18 protein-coding genes are annotated in these 19,149 nt (G+C 61.3%); 8 read left to right on the top strand and 10 right to left on the bottom strand.

Features of this window, described 5'->3' with window-relative positions:
* Positions 1–130 precede the first annotated feature (130 nt).
* The gene (locus RG2_RS26890; protein WP_116103725.1) at positions 131–1,264 is read left to right on the top strand and encodes an alpha/beta hydrolase; all 1,134 of its coding nucleotides are present in this window, start codon (positions 131–133) and stop codon (positions 1,262–1,264) included.
* Here RG2_RS26890 and RG2_RS26885 read toward each other — a convergent pair.
* The 4 genes from RG2_RS26885 to RG2_RS26870 all read right to left on the bottom strand — a co-directional run bounded on the left by RG2_RS26885 (position 1,261) and on the right by RG2_RS26870 (position 3,838).
* Positions 1,261–1,620, bottom strand: a complete 360-nt coding sequence (locus RG2_RS26885; protein WP_033237013.1) for a CD225/dispanin family protein — start codon at positions 1,618–1,620, stop codon at positions 1,261–1,263. The genes RG2_RS26890 and RG2_RS26885 overlap by 4 nt on opposite strands.
* Before the next feature lie 72 nt (positions 1,621–1,692).
* Positions 1,693–2,256, bottom strand: a complete 564-nt coding sequence (gene msuE, locus RG2_RS26880; RefSeq protein WP_033237012.1) for an FMN reductase — start codon at positions 2,254–2,256, stop codon at positions 1,693–1,695.
* Between the two features lie 8 nt (positions 2,257–2,264).
* Positions 2,265–3,323 (bottom strand): LLM class flavin-dependent oxidoreductase, encoded by a 1,059-nt coding sequence (locus RG2_RS26875; protein ID WP_033237011.1) that lies wholly within the window; start codon positions 3,321–3,323, stop codon positions 2,265–2,267.
* A gap of 11 nt (positions 3,324–3,334) precedes the next feature.
* Complete coding sequence (locus RG2_RS26870) at positions 3,335–3,838, bottom strand: MarR family winged helix-turn-helix transcriptional regulator (protein WP_033237010.1); 504 nt, start codon at positions 3,836–3,838, stop codon at positions 3,335–3,337.
* Between the two features lie 118 nt (positions 3,839–3,956).
* Here RG2_RS26870 and RG2_RS26865 point away from each other — a divergent pair, with 118 nt between their 5' ends.
* Positions 3,957–5,219: a vWA domain-containing protein gene (locus RG2_RS26865; RefSeq protein ID WP_033237009.1), complete on the top strand. Its 1,263-nt coding sequence runs from the start codon at positions 3,957–3,959 to the stop codon at positions 5,217–5,219.
* Here RG2_RS26865 and RG2_RS26860 read toward each other — a convergent pair.
* Positions 5,209–5,832, bottom strand: a complete 624-nt coding sequence (locus RG2_RS26860) for a TetR/AcrR family transcriptional regulator (protein ID WP_033237008.1) — start codon at positions 5,830–5,832, stop codon at positions 5,209–5,211. The genes RG2_RS26865 and RG2_RS26860 overlap by 11 nt on opposite strands.
* A 161-nt stretch (positions 5,833–5,993) precedes the next feature.
* On the opposite strand from RG2_RS26860, the gene RG2_RS26855 reads away from it, so the two are divergent.
* Complete coding sequence (locus RG2_RS26855; RefSeq protein ID WP_230590435.1) at positions 5,994–7,118, top strand: phosphotransferase family protein; 1,125 nt, start codon at positions 5,994–5,996, stop codon at positions 7,116–7,118.
* Positions 7,103–8,215 (top strand): Rv3169 family protein, encoded by a 1,113-nt coding sequence (locus RG2_RS26850; RefSeq protein WP_230590433.1) that lies wholly within the window; start codon positions 7,103–7,105, stop codon positions 8,213–8,215. The genes RG2_RS26855 and RG2_RS26850 overlap by 16 nt, the downstream gene beginning before the upstream one ends.
* An 8-nt stretch (positions 8,216–8,223) precedes the next feature.
* Here RG2_RS26850 and RG2_RS26845 read toward each other — a convergent pair whose 3' ends face one another.
* Together RG2_RS26845 and RG2_RS26840 are read right to left on the bottom strand one after the other, a co-directional pair.
* On the bottom strand, positions 8,224–9,282 hold the full coding sequence (locus RG2_RS26845) for an alpha/beta fold hydrolase (protein WP_033237005.1): 1,059 nt from the start codon (positions 9,280–9,282) through the stop codon (positions 8,224–8,226).
* 89 nt (positions 9,283–9,371) lie between these two features.
* Positions 9,372–10,199, bottom strand: a complete 828-nt coding sequence (locus tag RG2_RS26840) for an SDR family oxidoreductase (protein WP_033237004.1) — start codon at positions 10,197–10,199, stop codon at positions 9,372–9,374.
* Positions 10,200–10,269: 70 nt separating this feature from the next.
* On the opposite strand from RG2_RS26840, the gene RG2_RS26835 reads away from it, so the two are divergent.
* The 4 genes from RG2_RS26835 to RG2_RS26820 are packed head-to-tail and all read left to right on the top strand — an operon-like array spanning position 10,270 to position 14,265.
* Positions 10,270–11,847, top strand: coding sequence for a methylmalonyl-CoA mutase family protein (locus RG2_RS26835; RefSeq protein ID WP_033237029.1), 1,578 nt, complete (start codon positions 10,270–10,272; stop codon positions 11,845–11,847).
* Positions 11,847–12,275 carry a cobalamin B12-binding domain-containing protein gene (locus RG2_RS26830; RefSeq protein ID WP_033237028.1) on the top strand — a complete coding sequence of 143 codons (429 nt, stop codon included), beginning with the start codon at positions 11,847–11,849 and terminating at the stop codon, positions 12,273–12,275. Before RG2_RS26835 ends, RG2_RS26830 begins: the two co-directional genes overlap by 1 nt.
* The gene (locus RG2_RS26825) at positions 12,260–13,216 is read left to right on the top strand and encodes an LLM class F420-dependent oxidoreductase (protein WP_033237003.1); all 957 of its coding nucleotides are present in this window, start codon (positions 12,260–12,262) and stop codon (positions 13,214–13,216) included. Before RG2_RS26830 ends, RG2_RS26825 begins: the two co-directional genes overlap by 16 nt.
* On the top strand, positions 13,213–14,265 hold the full coding sequence (locus tag RG2_RS26820; protein ID WP_033237002.1) for a CaiB/BaiF CoA transferase family protein: 1,053 nt from the start codon (positions 13,213–13,215) through the stop codon (positions 14,263–14,265). Before RG2_RS26825 ends, RG2_RS26820 begins: the two co-directional genes overlap by 4 nt.
* A gap of 2 nt (positions 14,266–14,267) precedes the next feature.
* Here RG2_RS26820 and RG2_RS26815 read toward each other — a convergent pair whose 3' ends face one another.
* From RG2_RS26815 to RG2_RS26805, 3 genes are read right to left on the bottom strand one after another with little or no spacing between them, the layout of a single operon-like run.
* Positions 14,268–15,185, bottom strand: a complete 918-nt coding sequence (locus tag RG2_RS26815) for a LysR family transcriptional regulator (protein ID WP_033237001.1) — start codon at positions 15,183–15,185, stop codon at positions 14,268–14,270.
* A 55-nt stretch (positions 15,186–15,240) separates the two neighbouring features.
* Positions 15,241–17,478: an arylsulfatase gene (locus tag RG2_RS26810; RefSeq protein WP_072782747.1), complete on the bottom strand. Its 2,238-nt coding sequence runs from the start codon at positions 17,476–17,478 to the stop codon at positions 15,241–15,243.
* A 32-nt stretch (positions 17,479–17,510) separates the two neighbouring features.
* Complete coding sequence (locus tag RG2_RS26805) at positions 17,511–18,959, bottom strand: ABC transporter substrate-binding protein (protein WP_230590431.1); 1,449 nt, start codon at positions 18,957–18,959, stop codon at positions 17,511–17,513.
* Between the last annotated feature and the right edge of the window lie 190 nt (positions 18,960–19,149).

Genomic DNA, 19,149 nt, shown 5'->3' with positions numbered 1-19,149 from the left:
CCTACTGACCGATGCGCCGGCGATCGAAATCGGAACCTCGCGCCGCGAAGCTCCACAATTCGCGGCTGTTATGGCAGATGATGGGATGTCCGAGTACACGTCATGGGCATTGTTATGGAGAAAAGAAAACATGGGCTGTTCGAGTAGGGTCGGCGCGGCACTGGTGGTTGTGTGTACAGCGCTGTCACTGAATGCGACAGTTGCGCGCGCGGAAGAACCGATCGCGGGATCGGTTGTCTCTCATATGCCACTCGCCGCGGCGACGCTACCGATTGGAGCCGCCGTTTCCGAACAGATTGTCTACCGAACTCTTCGGACGGCCGATCGGCAAGGAATCTCGTCGGGTTCGATATTCCTGCCGGAGGGGGCACCGCCGACGGGTGGGTGGCCGGTGATCTCGTACGCCCACGGAACGGTGGGCAGCGCTGATCGCTGCGCGCCTTCGGCGGCCGGGTTCTACGAGACCGAACGACGCCCCATCGAGCGATGGTTGGCGGAGGGCTACGCAGTTGTGGCGACGGACTACTCGGGACTCGGGACCGAGGGCGCTCTGGCCTACCTCGACGGCCCAGCCGCGGGTGCCAACGCAATCGACATCGTTCGCGCCGCGCACGAGGTGTACGGCGACGTGCTGGACGAACGCTGGATGGTGGCGGGTCTGTCGGAAGGTGGGCATGCTGCCTACTTCGCCGGCCATGAAGCAAGTTCCCGCGCACCGGAATTGGATTTCCGGGGCACAGTGGTTGTTGCCGGACCTACTCACCTGGAGGGGTTGTTCCCGCTCGGTGGCCCGTTGTTCCCGGAGTTGGGTATTCCCGGCCTCGTGGTTTATGTCCTCTACCTTCTCGGTGGGATCGATGATCAGCGCCCGGAAGAGAATGTCCGACAGTATCTTTCGCCACTCGGAATTTCGTGGATGGAGAAGGCTGCGACGCAGTGTGCGGTCGATATCGGTAAGACTGTTGCAAGCGAGAGGGTTCCCTTGGGCGCTCTCTTTTCTCAATCGCTGTGGACGCCACACATTTACGAATTGATGCGAGAGATGCTTCAGGTTCCTGTCGACGGTTACGACCGGCAGTTGCGCATCGTTCAGTCCACCGCCGACACAACACTCCCCATTCCGTTCACCTGGGCGCAACTCGTCGATCTACGTTCCAGAGGTACGCAATTCGAGTATCAAGAAATCCAGGGAGTCCCCCACAGTCAGTCCGTGATTGCATCGATGGATCAGACTGTCGAGTTCACGCAGCGAGTAATGCGCTAGCGCATGCGGCGATGAAAATCGCTGTCGCCGGTCTGCGCGAACCACACTATTGCCGCGATCGCGTACAGGATGACGAAGATCAACAGCAGCCCGCCCGCTATCACGAGTGATATCTGTCCAAGCCTCTTGACCCGGTCCGATGCGTAGCGTGAACCGTCCGCGTCGCCGTCCGCCCACAACGGATACACGTTGAACGCGTGGTTGAAAGCCGAGAAGGCCAGCGGCCAGAAGAAGAGCAAGGACACCACCGCCCACCCGGCATTGACCGGTGGGCGGTCGGGGTTCCGTGGGAAGGCTGCAGACGTGGGTTGCGCAGCGGTGGGTTGCGACCGAGGGGGTTGTTCCGAACTTGTCATGATGGGCTCCTGACATGAGGGTTCTCCTCGACGCTACTGCGATTCAGCTCGAGAATCATCGGAGTAACCCAACTAGGCGGAAACCGATGTGTGATCCGCGAGCAACCTGGCTACCGGAAGAACGTCCTTGACGGCCATGTCGATACGTTCGAATACCTCAGGGTTGAGGATGGTCGTCCCGTCGAAATCACCGGCGCTGAGATAGATGCCGACAGGAGCCGTCCATGCTTGGAAGAACGCAAAGAGTGGCCGCAGTGCCTGTTCGAGAACCAGTGCATGCCGATCACTTCCACCGGTTGCCGCGAGAATGACAGGCGTGTTCGCGAGAGCATATTGATCGACGAGATCGAAGAAATGCTTGAACATTCCGGTGTACGAACCGCGGAACACAGGCGACGCCGCAATCACGATGTCTGCGTTTTCGACCGCGTTCAGCGCGTCGGCGGTGGCTGCGTCGACGTGGTCACGATCGAGTGCGCCGGCCAAGCCGGGAACCAGATCCACGATCTCGATCACCCGAGCGTCGACTTGCTCGACGTCTCCCATCGTCTCGATGACGAGGTCGACCAGTGCCCGGGTTTTCGACGGCCTGGACATGCTGCCGACAACGGCAACAACTTTCAGGGGTGTTGTCATGAGTTGTCCTACTTCTCGGTTGGTGTCAGGGATTCGATTTCCTTGCGGACGACGGGAGCGACTTCGGTGCCCAGGATCTCGATGGCTCGGAGCATGTCCTTCTGGGGAACGTTGCCGAAACCCATCTGGATCATGATCCGGTCGTGGTGAAACAGTTCGTACTGCGCCATTGTCTTGTCGATGATCTCTTGCGGACCACCGAGGAAGAAGGCTCCGGCTGTTGTCGCCTGCGCTTCGTATGCCCTGCGCGGCATGGGAACTCCGTTGCCACGCTGGTGGTGGTTCTGCATCCAACCGGCTTGGAAGTACGGGTACGACGTATCGAGAGCGGCCTGCTTCGACGTGTCGACGAAGCCTGGCGACGCAATCGAAACCTTCAGGTTCTTCGGGTCGTGGCCGAACTCCACGGCGGCCCGGCGGTACAGGTCGACAAAGGGTTCGAACTGCTGGTAACTACCGCCGATGATGGCCAGCGACAACGGAAGTCCCAGCTTGGCTGCTCGAACTACCGACGCCGGGGTGCCGCCGACAGCGATCCACACCGGGATCTGACGGTCAGGCCGAGGTGTTACGTCACCGTCGACAAGGCTGGGACGCAGGTGTCCCTCCCAAGTGATCGGATTCTCGTCCCGCAGTTTCAGGAGCAGATCGAGCTTTTCGGCAAAAAGCTCGTTGTACTGGGACAGGTCGTATCCGAACAGTGGGAACGATTCGGTGTACGACCCGCGTCCGGCGATGATCTCCGCTCGTCCCTCGGACAGGAGGTCGAGCGTCGAGAACTGCTGGAAGACGCGGACCGGATCGTCGGAGCTGAGTACGGTGACAGCGCTGGAGAGTTTGATGGAGTCGGTGGCCTGCGCCATCGCGGCGAGCACCACAGCGGGCGACGAGACCGCGAAGTCCGTCCGATGATGCTCGCCGACTCCGAAGACGTCCAACCCGACCTGGTCGGCAACGGTTGCCTGCTCCACCAAATGTCGAAGGTGGACACCGGGGTTCATCGTCTTGCCGGTTTCGGGGTCGGGCGTGAGTTCGCCGAAATGGTAGATGCCGAGTTCGAATGCCATGGTGATTCTCTCTATCGTGTCGTGGGGGTGATGGGGAGGCGCGTGCCGCCGACATCACAGGTGTCAGTTGTTGTGGTGTGGTGAGCTGCGAGGCGGCTGAAGAAGCGATCGAGGACCGGAAGTTCTTCCGCTTCGACCAGGTCGGCGAAGTACTCCGCTATTCCGCGCGAATGAATGGCAGATGCGGCTCGCAGAGTTTCCTTGCCTGCGGGCGTCATCGAGACCGTGACGACCCGTCGGTCGGCGTCGGGGCGCACTCGCTCCACCAGTCCGGCGTTGACTAGTCGATCCGCGACTCGGGTGACGCCACTGGTGGTCACCAGGACTTGCTGGGCGAGGTCGCCCATACGCAGTGAATTGCCGGGGGCTTCGTGCAGTCGCAGCAGTACGTCGTACTGACCGAGCGTCAGCCCGGTGTTTGCGCGCAGGTCAGCCTCCATTTTTCCGAGGATGACGCTGTGCGCGACGACAAGATTGCGCCACACCCGGCCGCGCGTCTGTTTGTCCTGGTCCATCGCCCTCGCTCCTCGATTTATTTGCTTACGCAAGTATTGCTTACTCAACTATTACGCTGGGAGGGCGGAATCTATTCCTGAACGCTCTGAGAGGTCCGGATCTCGATAGTGTTCCCGCATGGAGTTGGTACGCGGAGCGAACACAACGGTCGACGGACACACGCTGAGAGTGGCGGTGACGGGTGCCGCCCCTGGCAGCGTCGACCTGATGGTTTTCCAGCTCGACGGCAACAACAAGGTCCGCAGCGACGCGGATTTCATCTTTTTCAATCAGCCGAATTCGCCGGAAGGTGCGGTACGCCTGAGCGACGGAGGAGTTGTCGAGATCGACAGCGCCGGCGTGCCGGCCGGCATCATGATACTCAGCGTTGCGGTCGCGCTCGACGGCAATGTGTCCGGTGCTCTTGCCGACGTGCCGCAGTTGGGGGCCATGGTTGATCAGGCAGGGGGCGATCAGGCAGGCGGTGAACGGATCGCTGCCCCTGCGCTGGGCTTGACCACCGAACGGGCGGCTGTGCTAGTCGAGATCTACCGCCGCGGTGAGGCATGGAAGATCCGCAACGTCTCAGCCGGGTGGGACGGGGGATTGGCGGACCTGGTAACGACTTTCGGGGTCTCGGTCGACGATGAGCCTGCAGAAGCCTCGACGGACGGTATTCGCAGCGTTCCCGACGAAGCCAAGCTGTCGATGGTCAAGCGTGAGAAGCTCGATCTTCGTAAACGAGAAGTCGCGAAGGTGCTGTTGACCAAGGGCGGCAACGGAATCCGAGCCCGCGTGATCCTGGTGATCGACAAAACCGGCAGCATGAGCAAGCAGTACAGGTCGAAGGTGGTTCACCGGGTCGTCGAGCGAATGGTTCCCGTCGCGATCCAACTCGACGACGACGGCAAGCTCGAGCCGTACCTGTATGCGGTTGGCTTCCATAAACTTCCGGAGATATCGGTGCACGACGCCGAATCCTGGTCGGACGAATACCTGCACCTGCGCGGATCGCACGGCGGATTCGACTACGACGCGATCGGTGCGTCCAACCGCGAAATTCCGATCATGACGGAAATCGTCTCCGGCTTGCGCTCCGGTACGGCGCCAACGCTTGTCCTCTTCTTCACCGACGGAGGATTCACCGAGCGTCGGGAAATTACGGCTCTGATGCGCGACGCGTCGGCGCTACCGGCGTTCTGGCAGTTCGTCGGGATCGGCAAGGCCAAGTACGGAGTGCTCGAGAAGCTCGACGACATGGACGGGCGAGTGGTCGACAACGCCGGGTTCTTTGCCCTCGACGACATCGATTCCGTTTCCGACTCCGAGCTCTATTCACGGTTGTTGAGCGAATTCCCGGACTGGCACAAGAGTGCCGTCGCAGCCGGAATCACGAGATAGCGTCTCGCGGTTCGAGTGCTTCGGCGATGAAACGTAGAGCGTCGTCGAAGCTGCCGGTGTTATCCGTGTTGTCGGCTGCTGGCGGCCGCGAGTACTGAACCGATGAGATATACACGGCAGCAGCTGTCTGAGCGAGAAAATGGGCCGAGAAGTCCGTGCGCACTTCGCCGTCGACGATTCCGCGATCGAGTAGTCGACGGATTTGATCGTGGAACTGTTCGGTGCGTTCGGGACTGATCTGTTCGCGCGCCGGGTCTCGCTCGAGTTCGCCGGCGCGGAGGTACTCCCTGAATCTGTGCGTTGCGTCGGCGACGTCTTCGAGGACGAGGCGAATCCGTTCATTTGTCGTCATTTCACGCTCGAGCAGTCCGTCGATCAGAACGCCCAGCTTCTGCATGTGGCCGTCGTGTAGTGCCGAGACCACCGCATCCTTGCTGGGGAAGTAATTGAAGAACGTCGCGCGCGAGACATCGGCTGCTTCGGCGAGGTCATCGATGGTGGTACCTGAAACGCCCCTTTCGGCAAACAATGTGCGGGCTGCGCTCAGGAGTCGCTGGCGTGTCTCGTACTTGTTGCGCTCGCGGCGTGAGAGCGGCATCTGTTCGTCGGTCATCAATTCTCCCGAAAACCTTCCACAAAACTAAACTCAAGTCTATATTTGGCCTGCAGTACAGAAAGTTTAGCCCAATCACGGAACTTTTGACGCTGCCGGCGATTTTCTCGGAGTCGAAGATGCGGCGCGAACGTGAATCGAGTGGAGGAAGGCTCCCTGAAGTGACAACGAGCATGCCGGACGACGTGGAAGCGTCGATCACCACAACGGAGACCGACCTCGAGGTTGTCTCTGCGCAACTCGAAAAGTGGCTTGTCGGAACGCTCGGCGCCGCCACCGATGTGCGTGTGTACAACGTGAGCAGGCCGGCCCATTCGGGAATGTCCAGTGTCTCAGTGCTGTTCGATCTGGACTGGACCGAGGACGGAACCTCGCAGACGGCACAGTTGGTAGCGCGACTGGCACCTGAGGTCTCGGCGTTTCCTGTTTTCCCCACGTACGACCTCCAATATCAGTTCGATGTCCTGACCGCGGTACGCGAGCGAAGTGACGTGCCCGTCCCGCACGTTCGCTGGGTCGAGACCTCACCAGAAGCCCTCGGGACCCCGTTCCTGGTCATGGACCGAGTGACCGGCGCAGTCCCGGTGGACAACCCGCCCTACGTATTTGGTGGATGGCTTCTGGAATCGAGCAGTGAAGACCAGGCGCGTGTTCAGTCGAGCAGTATCGATATTCTGGCGCGGATTCACGGCATCGACGCAGAACTGCCCTTTCTGAGTGGCATGTCAGGCCTGCGCCGACACTTCGAGGGCGAGCGTGCATACTACGACTGGACCCGCCGCGACGACGGACTACGAATCCCGCTGTTGGAAGCTGCTTTCGAATGGCTCGAAGCCCACTGGCCGAAAGAGCCGAGTGCAGATGTGTTGTGCTGGGGTGACTCTCGGGTTGGCAACATCATGTTCCAAGGAACCACTCCGGTCGCGGTCCTCGACTGGGAATCAGCAGCCGGGGCGCCGCGCGAAGTTGATCTCGGTTGGTTCATATTCTTCCACCGTCAGTTCCAGGACCTGGCGGAACAGTTCTCCAGGCCCGGACTGCCGAAGATGTTCCGACGCGAAGACGTAGTCGCACAATACGAGCAGGCGACGGGTGTGACGGTTCGTGACCTCGACTTCTATCTGGTGTACGCGGCGTTGCGGCACGGAATCGTCATGTCACAGATCGCTCGACGTCGAATCCACTTCGGGGAGATAGAGGCTCCGGAGAATCCCGACGAATACGTACTGCATCACCGCATGCTTGCCGACCTCATCGATGGAACCTACGAATGGGACAAGAAATGAAGCCGATCGATCTGGACGAATACCCGGTGCACCAGGCGCCGCTGTCCATGGCGCGCGTTGCCAGCACGGACCGCAATTTCTACGACCGATGCTACTTCAACGCCCACGACCGCACCGGGGACGTCTTCCTCGTGACCGGACTCGGGGTGTACCCCAACCTCGGCGTCGTCGACGCATTTGCCACCGTCCGCACCGGTGATACGCAAGTGGCAGTGCGATTTTCGGATGCACACGACGGTGCGTCGACGAAGACCGAAGTAGGTGGGTACCGGGTCGAGGTGATCAAGCCGCTGCAGACCTTGCGGGTTGTCTGCGAACATGAAGACCTTTCCTTCGACATGACATGGGAGGGTGCCTTCGATTCGGTTCTCGAGGAACACCACACTTTGATGTCGGGTCCGCGAGCGATCCTCGACGCCACCCGCTTTGCACAGGTCGGCAGTTGGTCCGGCATGATGAGCGTGCGCGGCACCGATATTGCCGTCGATCCGGCAGTGTGGACGGGAAGTCGTGACCGCTCGTGGGGGATCAGACCCGTCGGCGAGCCGGATCCAGCGGGCCGCATGGGCGACGAGCCCCCCGGCGGTCACTGGTGGACGTATGTGCCGCTTCGATTCGAAGATTTTGCGCTGATGATCATCGTGCAGGAAAGCCCCGACGGCTACCGCACTCTGAGCCACGCGACGCGGACCTTCCCGGACGGACGAGTCGAGCAATTGGGTTGGCCGCGTACCGAAATCGCGTACCGACCCGGGACCAGGCATCCCGAGAGCGCACGTATTCACCTGACTACGCCAGCCGGTGAGGCTCTGGTTGTCGATATCGACACCATCGGATTTGTTGCTCTCAACGTCGGTGCCGGCTACGGCGGCGACAGCGACTGGACGCATGGAGAATGGCGCGGCCGTAACTGGAGCTCGTCGTCGGTGTACGACCTCACCGACCCGGCGATCGTTGCCAAGCTTCCCTACGGAACAATCGACCACATCGCGCGGGCAACCTGCAACGGGTCCGAGGGGTGGGGCATGTTCGAACACGCCGTCATGGGGCGCCACGACCCGTCCGGCTTTGTGGGTTGGCTCGACATGGCGAAGTGAACGTGTATCTAGAGAGCCGTAACCATCTGCTGGGTAACGTCTTTCAAGAAGCTGTCGATGTGCGCCCAGGTGGAGTTCTCTGACGTCGGGCCGGCCACAATGCCGAGGTGGCTTCCCGGCACCTCCTCGAATCGAACGGACGGTGATCCGGTCAGGACCGACCGGATTGCCGCCACCGAGGCGGCGGGTGCGATGACATCGGATGTTCCGCCGATGGCGAGTACCGGCACATTCAGTTCGGACAGGTCGATGCTTCGGCCTCCCAGAACGATTGTGTTCTTGTACAACCCGTTTCCCAGGATGAGCTGCCTACAGATCTGCCTGAATGCCCGCCCAGGGTAGCCGGGCATGTCCGCCATGAAGGTGTCGATCGATTCCATGCGGGCAAGGGTCTCGGTGTTGTGCAGGTTCTTGGCGATGAACCACGGCTTGAGTAGTTCCCGTTGCGGCGCGGTCACGCGATAACTGGCTTGCACCAGGGGAGCAGGAAGCCCGCCGATCAGATCGGTGGCCGTCGTGAGTGGGCGATCGCCGGTGTATCCACCGATCAGCCGAAGTGGGCTGATTGTGGGAATTTTGGTGTAGTCGACCGGGGTGCCGATCGCCGTGATCGACGCTATCGGCAGGTCGGAGTGAGCCGACGCGGTCAACAGCGTCATGGTTCCACCGAGGCTCCAGCCGATGACGGAAACATCTGTGCCGTCGTGCAATTCGGAGACCGCACGTATGGCATCGGGGATGATGCCGTCGATCCAGGATTCAAATCCCATGTGCCGATCTGTGTATTGCATCGTTCCGTAGTCGAGCGCGTACGGCGTATGTCCACCTCGAACGAGATGGGAAGCGAGACTCTGGCCGGGCCGGAGATCGTAACAATATGCGGGGACAGCCAACGGGGGCACCAGGAGTACGGGTCGTCCCTGGATTTCTCCGAAGCGGTACAGATCGCGGTGCGGACCTTCGGAGATCAGGGTGGACGGGGTGCGCCGGCGCCCTTCGACTCCGTCGCCGAAGGACAGACCCCACGCGTTACGAGCACTCGTGATCAAACGCCTCGTATCCAACACAGCTGTCCCCTCGCAGTCGGCAGCCGTGCTTCGGCCACAACGAGTGTATGTTACCTACGATCACATACACCCGCTGCAGTGTGTTCGAATCAGTCCAGGAACAGATCAAGCTGCGGATTGTCGCCGCCGCCGTAGACCGACAGGTCCGTGATTCCCGACTCGATGAGTACATCGGCGTCGATGAAGCAGTTGCCGGTGGTCTTCGTGGACGGCTGGGAGAAGATCTCGACGGCCGCGTCGGCCATGATTTCCGGACTACGTGACGAGGACAGCAGGCTGTCTCCGTCGGCCATGTTGGCGACCGCTGCAGTGGCGATGTACGTCTGTGGCCACAAGCAATTCGCGGCGATGCCGGCGTCGGCAAATTCCGCCGCAAAGCCCAAGGTGAGCAGGCTCATTCCGTACTTCGAGAGCGTGTATGCGGGGTGTGCGCCGAGCCAGTACGGGTTCATGTTCACCGGTGGTGCGATGGTGAGGATGTGTGCGTTTTCCGACTCGCGCAGGTGTGGCAGGGCGGCCTGTGTGAGTAGGAACGTGCCTCGCGAATTGATTTCCTGCATGAGGTCGTACTTCTTTGCCGGCAGGTTTTCCGTGCTTTCGAGGGCTATTGCACTCGCATTGTTGACGCAGATGTCGACGCCACCGAAATTCTCGACCGCGACGGCGACAGCGCGCCTGGCGTCTTCTTCTTTCCGGACGTCGCCGACGACGGCAACGGCCTTTCCGCCGGTAGCTTGGATGCCTTCGACGGCTGTGTGCACGGTTCCCTGAAGTCTCGGGTGTGGTTCGCCGGTCTTGGCGAGCAGAACGACGTTCGCTCCGTACTTGGCTGCTGCGGTGGCGATGGCAAGGCCGATTCCACGGCTTCCGCCGGAAATGACCAAGGTGCGATCGGTGAGTGCGTTCTGGCTGGGCATCGTTCTCCTAAGTTCTCGTTCTCTGGAATGGTATTGGCATTCTCATTTTTTGCAAGTACCGTATTCAACGATGAACGACTTCACGGAAACCTCGTCCGGCATCCCTCTCGCTCCGGTCTACGGACCGGAGGACAGGACTGTCGATCCGCCCGCACCGGGCGCGTACCCCTTCACCCGCGGCAACTTCTCCTCGGGATATCGAGGGCGCTTGTGGACTTTTCGGCAGTACTCCGGGTTCGGCACCGCGGAAGAGTCCAACGCTCGCTATCGCTATCTCCTCGCGCAAGGCGGCACCGGACTCTCGGTTGCCCTCGACCTGCCCACCCAATGCGGCTACGACTCCGATGACCCAGAGGTCACCGAAGAAGTCGGGCGCGTCGGTGTAGCCGTCGATACCCTTGCCGACGCGGAGGTGCTGTTCGAGGACATCCCGCTCGACAAGATCAGCACCAGTTTCACGATCAACGGAACGGCCGCGATTCTGCTGGCGTTCTACGTGGCTGCCGCTGAACGCAAGGGTGTTCCGCGGGAGAAGCTCACCGGGACAATCCAGAACGACATCCTGAAGGAATATGCCTCCCGAGGTACGTGGATCTGGCCCCCGGAGCCGTCGCTGCGGTTGATTGCCGACACCATCGAGTTCTGCGCCGCCGAGGTGCCCAGGTTCAATGCAATCTCGGTGGCCGGAGCGCACTTCCGTGATGCCGGCGCCACCGCCGTCCAGGAGATGGCCTTCACCCTCGCGGACGGTGTCACCTACTGCGACACAGTGGTCGAGCGTGGACGCATGACCATCGACGAGTTTGCGCCGCAGATTTCGTTCTTCTTCTACACGCACGGCGACTTCTTCGAGGAGATCGCCAAATATCGTGCCGGACGCCGTCGTTGGGCCACCATCGTCCGCGAGCGTTACGGCGCCACCACCGACAAGGCGTCGATGTTCCGATTCGGTTGTGTCGCCGGTGGCGCGTCGCTGTACGCGCCTCAGGCGCAGAACAACCTCGTGCGTGTGGCGTACGAGTCCATGGCGTCGGTACTCGGCGGCGTCCAGTCCATGTTCACAGCGGCCTGGGACGAGCCCTTTGCTCTTCCCAGTGAAGAGTCCGCAACGTTGGCCCTGCGTACCCAGCAGATCCTCGCTTACGAGACCGGAGTGACGCGGGTGGCCGACCCGCTCGGTGGGTCCTACTTCGTCGAAGCCCTTACGGACGCAACGGAAGAGCGGCTCATCGAGATCATGGCGGATCTCGAGGCGCACGGCGGCATGGTTCGAGCCATCGAGGACGGCTATTTGCAGGGGCTGATCGCCGATGAGGCCTACCAACTCCACAAGGACGTCGAATCGGGCGTAAAGCCGGTTGTCGGTGTCAACCGGTTTGTCTCCGAGGAACCCGCGCCGGAGATTTCGACTTACGAGCTCAACGCCGAAGGGCGTGAGCTGCAACTGAAACGGCTCGCGAGGGTCAAAGCGGACCGTGATCCTGACGAGGTGGCGAGGTCACTGACGGCACTGTCCCGAGCAGCGGAAGGAACGGACAATCTGATGCACAAGTTGATCGACTGCGCCAACGCGTACTGCACAGTCGGCGAGATGGTTTCGTCCCTCAAGGCAGTATGGGGCGAATTCCAGCAGCCGGTGGTGTTCTGATGAGCGCCCGCGTTCTTGTTGCAAAGCCAGGCCTCGACGGCCACGACCGTGGTGCCAAGATCGTTGCGCGAGCGTTGCGCGACGCAGGATTCGAAGTTATCTATACCGGTATCAGGCGAACGGTCGAAGACATCGTCACCATTGCACTACAAGAAGATGTGGCCGTTGTCGGACTCAGTATTCTCTCCGGTGCTCACGTCGCGCTCACATCTCGAACCGTCGAGGCTCTTCGGGCTGCGGACGCAGGAGACATCAAAGTTGTTGTAGGCGGCACAATCCCGCAGTCGGATGTGCCGCGCCTGCTCGAGGCCGGTGCCTCGGCAGTGTTTCCCACCGGCGCTTCACTGGAAGAACTGGTCAGCGGAGTACGCGCATTGACTGAAACATCGGCAACAGCAAATCTGGAGGAACCGTGCGCATCGGAGTGATGATCGGCCCCGAGCGGGGCGACTCCGCGAAGAAGGTCGCCCGCATGATGGCGGACGTGGAGTGGGCAGAGGCCGCCGGTCTCGACAGTGTCTGGGTGCCGCAGGTTCCCAGCGACTTCGACGCGTTGACGGCTGTGTCCCTGATGGGCACGCGGACGTCGAGAATCGAAATCGGCACAGCCGTGGTTCCGCTGCAGGCACAACATCCGATTGCACTGGCGCGGCAAGCACTCTCGGCTCACGCGGCAACCGACGGGCGGTTGGCGCTCGGTGTCGGTCCGTCGCATCACTGGATCATCGAGGACATGCTCGGCTTGCCCTACGACAAGCCGGCCGGGCTCACCCGCGACTACCTCGAGGTCCTTGCCGCTGCCCTCAACGGCCCCGGTCCGGTAGACGTGGAGAACTCGACGTTCACGGTGCACAATCCGCTCGAGATCGGTCCCGTATCTCCGATGCCAGTTCTGGTTGCCGCTCTCGGACCAGTCATGCTGAAGATCGCCGGCGAGCGCGCCGACGGAACCATACTGTGGATGGCAGACCAGCGTGCGATCGAAGATCACGTCGTTCCTCGGATCAGCAAGGCAGCAGCCGACGCCGGCCGTCCCGATCCGCGCATCATCGCCGGCATCCCGGTCTGTCTGTGCAGTCCGTCCGAAGTCGACAAAGCGCGCGAGCGAGCCAACCGGATCCTCGGTGAAGCCGAGGTGTCGCCGAACTATCAGAAACTCTTGGAAAAGGGTGGCGCCAAGGACATTGGTGATCTGTGCGTTGTGGGTGACGAGAATGCGATACTCGAGGGATTCCGCAGCTACGAGGCTGCCGGGGTTACCGATCTTTCGATGCGACTACTCCCCATCGGTGACAACCGGGACGAGCTGATCGCCTCCAAATACCGGACGCGCGAAGTGATCGCACAGATCGCAGCGGAGTTCCGGTGACCTCCGGGCCGCTGGCAGGCATCCGGATCCTCGAGATCGGGCACATGCTCGCCGGACCGTACGCGACCATGATGCTGGCTGATCTCGGCGCAGATGTCATCAAGATCGAACCGCCGAGTGGAGACATATCGCGCCAGGTCAGCGATTCTTACTTCGCGAGCCTCAATCGCGGCAAGCGGAGTATCTGCATCGACCTCACGACAGAGGCCGGGCAGGCGCGACTCGGCGAATTGGTGGAGGAATCCGATGCGCTGCTGGCAAACCTGAAACCGTCGGCCATCCACCGGTACGGCCTGACCTACGAGGCTCTGCGTAAATGGAACGAACAAATCGTATGCGTTGCACTTACCGGATTCGGGCTGGCCGCCGGTGACGATCCTGCCTTCGACTACGTCATTCAGGCAGCAACCGGCGTAGCTTCGCTGACCGGGGACCCGTCCGGTCCGCCGACGCTTCCCGGATACTCCTCGGCAGACAATTCCTCCGGACTTACTGCGGCTCTTGGACTTCTGGCGCAGATCGTATCGGGTAGTGGGGGACAGGTCGAGGTGTCGTTGCAAGACGTCATGCTCTCGCAGCTCAACTATCGAGCGTCGTCCTACCTCAACGACGGTGTGGAGCCGCGTCGACTCCCTTCAGGCGCGCATTCGTACTATGTTCCCGCTCAACTATTTCCGACGGCAGACGGACACCTCGCACTGTTCATCACACACGACGGTTTCTGGCGCTCGTTTGCCGGCGAAGCCGGCATCGTGGGATTCGAGACGATGGCTGAGCGAGCTGAGCGCAGAGACGAGGTACTGGGCGCCGTTACCGAAGTGTTGGCCACGGACACCGCCGCCAACTGGGAATCTCGCCTGCGCCCATTAGGAGTGCCCGCATCTGCAGTGCGTTCACTACCTGACGCGCTCGACGCGCTTCCGGAGGCGATAGTGACCGCGGGGGACTACCGTCTGGTCGGAAGTCCGATCCGCGTCGCTGGTTACGAACCCGAGTACGGCCCGCCGCCCCTGCTCGGTGAGCACGGGGACATTCCGGCTCGGATCTGATGTCACGCCGGCCGTGCACCGAGCTCGAATTGCGCTACTTGCGGAAAGTTGTCCGTGAAATATTCTCGCGCAAGGGATTTGAATGCGTGCACGGTCGGGGGAACCGAGTGACTTCGGTTGATGACTCCGATCTTCGTGGGAATCGGGGGATTGATGGAGTCGATTCGAAACCCCGGCAAGCCGAGTACCGATACTCGGTCTGCAATCGTGGAACCCAAACCCATTCGTGCCATGTCCACGCGTGACTCGAAATTCTCGCTCTCGATGCAGACCTTCATCTGCAATGACTGTTCGATGAAGATACGCTCCAACCCCACCCGCACAGGGCTGCCCGCAGACGGTGCGATCAACTCCAACTCCGCGACGTCTGGCCAACTGAGAACTCTCGGCGGGCAGTCGTCGGCAGTAGCGGCGCTCAGCACCACCAGTTCGCTCTCGTACAAGACCTGGAAGTCGAGCCCGGGTAAACGTCCGCCGATCCGGCAGAACCCCACGTCGCACTTGCCTTGATCGACAGCGTCGAAGACCTCCTCGTCGGTCATCGGATCCGTGACGTCGATGGAGACCAATGGGTACTTCTCGTGAAAGCGGCGCACCAACTCGGTGGTCGTACGCATGAACGTCCGGCGTGTGGCGATCCGCAATGCACCCGTCGTGACGCCTTTGATGCTGTCGACGACGGAATTCAATTCGCCGAGACTGTGCAACACTCGCCGGGCTGAATCGACAACTCTGGCGCCGTCCACGCTCACTTCCGCCCCGCGCGGGGTCCGAACGAAAATCTTGAGCTCTAGTTCCTTCTCGAGCTTCGCGATGGCATTGGACAGTGCCGGTTGAGTGAGGTGCAAAGACTGTGCGGCGCGGGTGAAATGGGCGTAGTCGGCAACGGCGACGATGCAGCGGAGTTGCTGTACTTCCATGCGCGCGAGTCTACCTGCCGGGATGTCGTGTCCCGGCAGGTAGAACGGTGCCCCGCTACTCGACCTGGAGCGCGATTCTGATGACATCCTTCTCCGGAATGATCTGCGTACCGGCCTCGATCCGAACCTGGTGCAGCACTCCGTTCCACGCGAAAGGCGGACGGTAGCTGTTACTGACCGGGAGGCCGCGGTCGTACCCGAGCGTCATCGATGTGCCGCCGTGTTGCCAGGCATGGGGCAGAGAATGATCGCTGTGCCCGGTCCCGACAATGTTGCCGTCGACGAAAATCTGCACGCGCGCACCGCCTTCGGGTACAGGACTGAGAACACACCCGAGCTGATGACGTCCACTGGTGAGTTTCCGATCGGCCGAGAGCAGGATCTCCCCGCCCGGTGTCGCCACCGTGACGGTAAGGACCCCGTCGCAGACGTACGCCGCGAAGCCACCGGTCCAATCTCCGAGAGCAAACAGAACGCCCTCGGGATTCTCGGCTGCCACATCGACGTCAGCGGTGATACGCCCGCCTGCAAAAAGTCGGGGAATCGCCTCGTCCGAGACCGGACCGCCCTTCGGATAGAGCGTGATGTCCGAGCCGACGGGATAGTCCCGCGGCACAATGCTTGCAGTGCGGCCCCGCAGGTTGTCGGCGATCGGTGTGACGTTGTTCCGTTCCGCCTCGGCGAACCACAGCTGCTCGAGTTTCGCTACGACGTCGGGGAATTCGTCGGCCACGTCGTTGGCTTCGGAGAAGTCGGATTCCAGGTTGAACAACGACCAACGGTCGTTGTCGAAATCGCGACTGCCCTCCATCAGCAGTTCCTCGTCCATCACACCCATCGACACGTGATTGGTTGTTGCCTTCCACCCGTCCGCCACGATCGATCGTGAACCGAGCATCTCGAAATACTGAACAGTCCGCGGGTCGGGAGCAGATGCGTCGCTGAACGTCGACAGCAGGCTTGCCCCGTCGACCGACTGCTGTGCGACGCCTCCGACTGTATCGGGAGCGGTGACGCCGCAGGCTTCCAAGATTGTGGGGAAGACGTCGATAACGTGCGCGAACTGCCCACGCACCGCGCCGCCAGAGCTGATGCCCTTGGGCCAGTGCGCAATCATCGGGACACGAGTACCGCCGAGCCAGGTGTATCGCTTCCACAGTTGGAACGGAGTGTTACCGGCCCAGGCCCAACCCCAGGCGTAGTGCGGGTATCCGTGAATTCCACCCCAATCCTCGAGTTGATCGAGACTCTCCTCGATGTTGTCGTGAATGCGGTGCGTGAACCGGTGTTCGTTGGATGTGCCGGCGACCCCACCCTCAGCACTGGCACCGTTGTCTGACATCACGAATATCAGTGTGTTGTCGAGGATCCCCAATTCCTCGAGACTGTCCACGACGCGGCCGATCTGAGCGTCGGTGTGTGTCAGGAACCCGGCGTACACCTCGTGCATACGTGAGTACAGGCGCCGCTCGTCAGAGGTGAGCTGCTCCCAGTCCGGAACCCACGACGGTCGCTCCGTCAGTATCGTATCGGCGGGGACGATTCCTTCGGCCACCTGCCGCTCGAAGACGTTCTGGCGCCATCGATCCCAGCCGAGGTCGAATTGACCGGCGTAGTCGTCCGCCCATTTCCTCTCGACATGGTGCGGCGCATGCATGGCGCCGGTGGCGAAATAGAGGAAGAAGGGTTTGCCCGGCGCCGACTCCTGCTGGTTGACCACCATCCGAATAGCCTCGTCTGCAAGATCTTCGGTGAGGTGATAGCCGTCCTCTGGGCCGCTCGGAGGATCTACGTACGAGTTGTCGCGGACCAACTCGGGAGCCCAGTGGTTGGCGTCGCCGCGCAGGAAACCGTAGTACTTCTCGAAGCCAAGTCCCGACGGCCACCGATCGTACGGTCCGGCGCTGCTGCGTTCACCGGACGGGAGTAGGTGCCACTTGCCGACGGCCATTGTGTTCCACCCAGCGTCACGCAGGATGCGGGGGACGGTTGCCGCTTCCGGCGGAATCTTGGCGGTGTAGCCGGGATCCGACGTCGGGATATCGGCGAGAAACCCCATTCCAACGGCATGGTGATTGCGCCCGGTCAAGAGGGCGGCACGCGTCGGCGAGCACAGAGCGGTGACATGAAATCGGTTGTAGCGCAGTCCACCCTGGGCCAGTTTGTCGATGTTCGGAGTCTCGATATCCGAACCGTAGCAGCCGAATTGGCCGAAGCCCAGATCATCGAGAACGATGACGACGACGTTGGGTGAACCTTCTGGTGCCTTGCGGCTGTGCGCATTCGCGGACATCCCACTCCTTCGGTGAACGGTGTGTTGACGGGTCAGTTCTGGAACCAGAGTTCCTCGGGTAGTGAAGATCCAAGGCCGTACATTTGCGCGCCATGTACATTTTTGCCGGTGATGACGGACGGGGACGACCGCACGTACCAGATCCCGGGATTCAATGCGACCAGACGATTCTGCACTGTTTCGTACGCTTCCTTGCGCGCAGCCGGGTCTTCGGCAACGCGGCCGGCGTCCAGCGCAGCGGTGAGCTCTCGATCGTCGACGCCGATCGTGTTTCCGCGTGAGGTCGAGTGAAAGGCGTTCCACAGACCGGAATCCGGATCCTGGATGAGCGCAGACGTGATGGTCATATCGAAATCGTGCGCCGCGGTGCGCGCCGTGGCGGCAGCAAAGTCGACGACATCGATCTTGGCTTCGACGTTCTCGAATGCACTCAACTGGGCCTGAACGCTCTCGGCCGTTGCCTTGGCTTCCGGCGTCGGGTAGGTGGTGAAGGCAAAGGAGACAGGCTTGCCTTCGGCTGCCAGTTCGTCGAACAGTTTCTGAGCTTCGACCTTGTCCGGACTCGGCAGCGCAATATCGGTGAAGTAGGGGGAGTTCTTCTGGAACAGGGTGGCGGGAACTTGCCCCTTGCCGTTGTACACGGCGACATTGACCGATTCCGGATCGATCGCGAGAATGACTGCCCGGCGAGCCCTGGGATCGTCGAAAGGTGCTCGGCGGAAATTCATTCCGATGAACTGGCCGCCGCCCAGCGGCACCGTCTGAGTGGGGAATCCGGCCTCTTCTGCCTTTGCGAGGTTCGCCCAACTCGTTTCTGCTGCGACGTCGACAGCGCCAGTCGTGACCGCGTTGAGTCGCTGAGCGTTATCGCTCGCGGCGCGGAGGGTAATGCTGTCGAGGTATGGACGTGGCGCGTCCCAGTAACCCGTGTTCTTCGACAGTTCGATGACATCTTGGCGCATCCACTTGGCGAGGGTGAATGGACCGGCTCCGACGGGTTCCGCGTCGAATGCCGCCTGTCCCTTCTGTAGAGCCGTGGGTGAGGCTATCCAGTTCATGGCGCCGGCGAGCAGGTTCTGCGGGAAGTGCGGACTGGGGGAGGTCATGGTGACGCGAAGTGTGGTTGCGTCCACCACATCGTTGCTCGCGACCTGCGCGGCCTGTCGGAGCGACGTCGATGCCAACGCAGGGTCGCGCAATCGGTCCCAGTTGAACTTCACGGCAGCGGCATCGAGCGCAGTGCCGTCGGTGAACTGAAGCCCCGGGCGAAGCTTCAACATGAAGGTCCGGCCGCCGTCGGTGGTAGAGAAGTCCGTGGCCATCTTGTACTCGATCGCGAGGGTATCGACGTTGTTGACGATCAACGTTCCGTACAGTGCGTTACCCAGAACCGCCTGGTGTGCCCACGTGTTGGACAGTGCTGCAGGGTCGAGGGTGCGAGGCTCGCTGTTGTACGTGAGCGCTGCGCTGCCGCCGGCCACCGGATCTCCTGCAGTGGTCGATGTTTGATCGACAGCAGTTCCGCCGCCGCAAGCACTCAGGAAGAGCACCGCCGCACACGCCAAGACTAGTGTCGTTCTAGCTTGCCGTGTGGGTCGAAACTTTCTCAAAGACACTCGCTGCGCTCGAGTCATCGTCAGCCTTTCGGAGGAATCGCGTGCCGGGGAAGTT

The organism is Rhodococcus globerulus NBRC 14531 (genome assembly GCF_001894805.1).
Lineage (GTDB): Bacteria > Actinomycetota > Actinomycetes > Mycobacteriales > Mycobacteriaceae > Rhodococcus_F > Rhodococcus_F globerula.
The sequence above is the reverse complement of the archived record's forward strand: the minus strand, read 5'-3'. Positions and strand labels throughout refer to the sequence as shown.

What these genes read in the sequence shown, in the direction of transcription:
- RG2_RS26890 (WP_116103725.1), top strand. Translation starts at nt 131, where the DNA reads ATGGGCTGTTCGAGTAGGGTCGGCGCGGCACTGGTGGTTGTGTGTACA.
- RG2_RS26885 (WP_033237013.1), bottom strand. Translation starts at nt 1,620, where the DNA reads ATGACAAGTTCGGAACAACCCCCTCGGTCGCAACCCACCGCTGCGCAA.
- msuE (WP_033237012.1), bottom strand. Translation starts at nt 2,256, where the DNA reads ATGACAACACCCCTGAAAGTTGTTGCCGTTGTCGGCAGCATGTCCAGG.
- RG2_RS26875 (WP_033237011.1), bottom strand. Translation starts at nt 3,323, where the DNA reads ATGGCATTCGAACTCGGCATCTACCATTTCGGCGAACTCACGCCCGAC.
- RG2_RS26870 (WP_033237010.1), bottom strand. Translation starts at nt 3,838, where the DNA reads ATGGACCAGGACAAACAGACGCGCGGCCGGGTGTGGCGCAATCTTGTC.
- RG2_RS26865 (WP_033237009.1), top strand. Translation starts at nt 3,957, where the DNA reads ATGGAGTTGGTACGCGGAGCGAACACAACGGTCGACGGACACACGCTG.
- RG2_RS26860 (WP_033237008.1), bottom strand. Translation starts at nt 5,832, where the DNA reads ATGACCGACGAACAGATGCCGCTCTCACGCCGCGAGCGCAACAAGTAC.
- RG2_RS26850 (WP_230590433.1), top strand. Translation starts at nt 7,103, where the DNA reads ATGGGACAAGAAATGAAGCCGATCGATCTGGACGAATACCCGGTGCAC.
- RG2_RS26840 (WP_033237004.1), bottom strand. Translation starts at nt 10,199, where the DNA reads ATGCCCAGCCAGAACGCACTCACCGATCGCACCTTGGTCATTTCCGGC.
- RG2_RS26835 (WP_033237029.1), top strand. Translation starts at nt 10,270, where the DNA reads ATGAACGACTTCACGGAAACCTCGTCCGGCATCCCTCTCGCTCCGGTC.
- RG2_RS26830 (WP_033237028.1), top strand. Translation starts at nt 11,847, where the DNA reads ATGAGCGCCCGCGTTCTTGTTGCAAAGCCAGGCCTCGACGGCCACGAC.
- RG2_RS26815 (WP_033237001.1), bottom strand. Translation starts at nt 15,185, where the DNA reads ATGGAAGTACAGCAACTCCGCTGCATCGTCGCCGTTGCCGACTACGCC.
- RG2_RS26810 (WP_072782747.1), bottom strand. Translation starts at nt 17,478, where the DNA reads ATGTCCGCGAATGCGCACAGCCGCAAGGCACCAGAAGGTTCACCCAAC.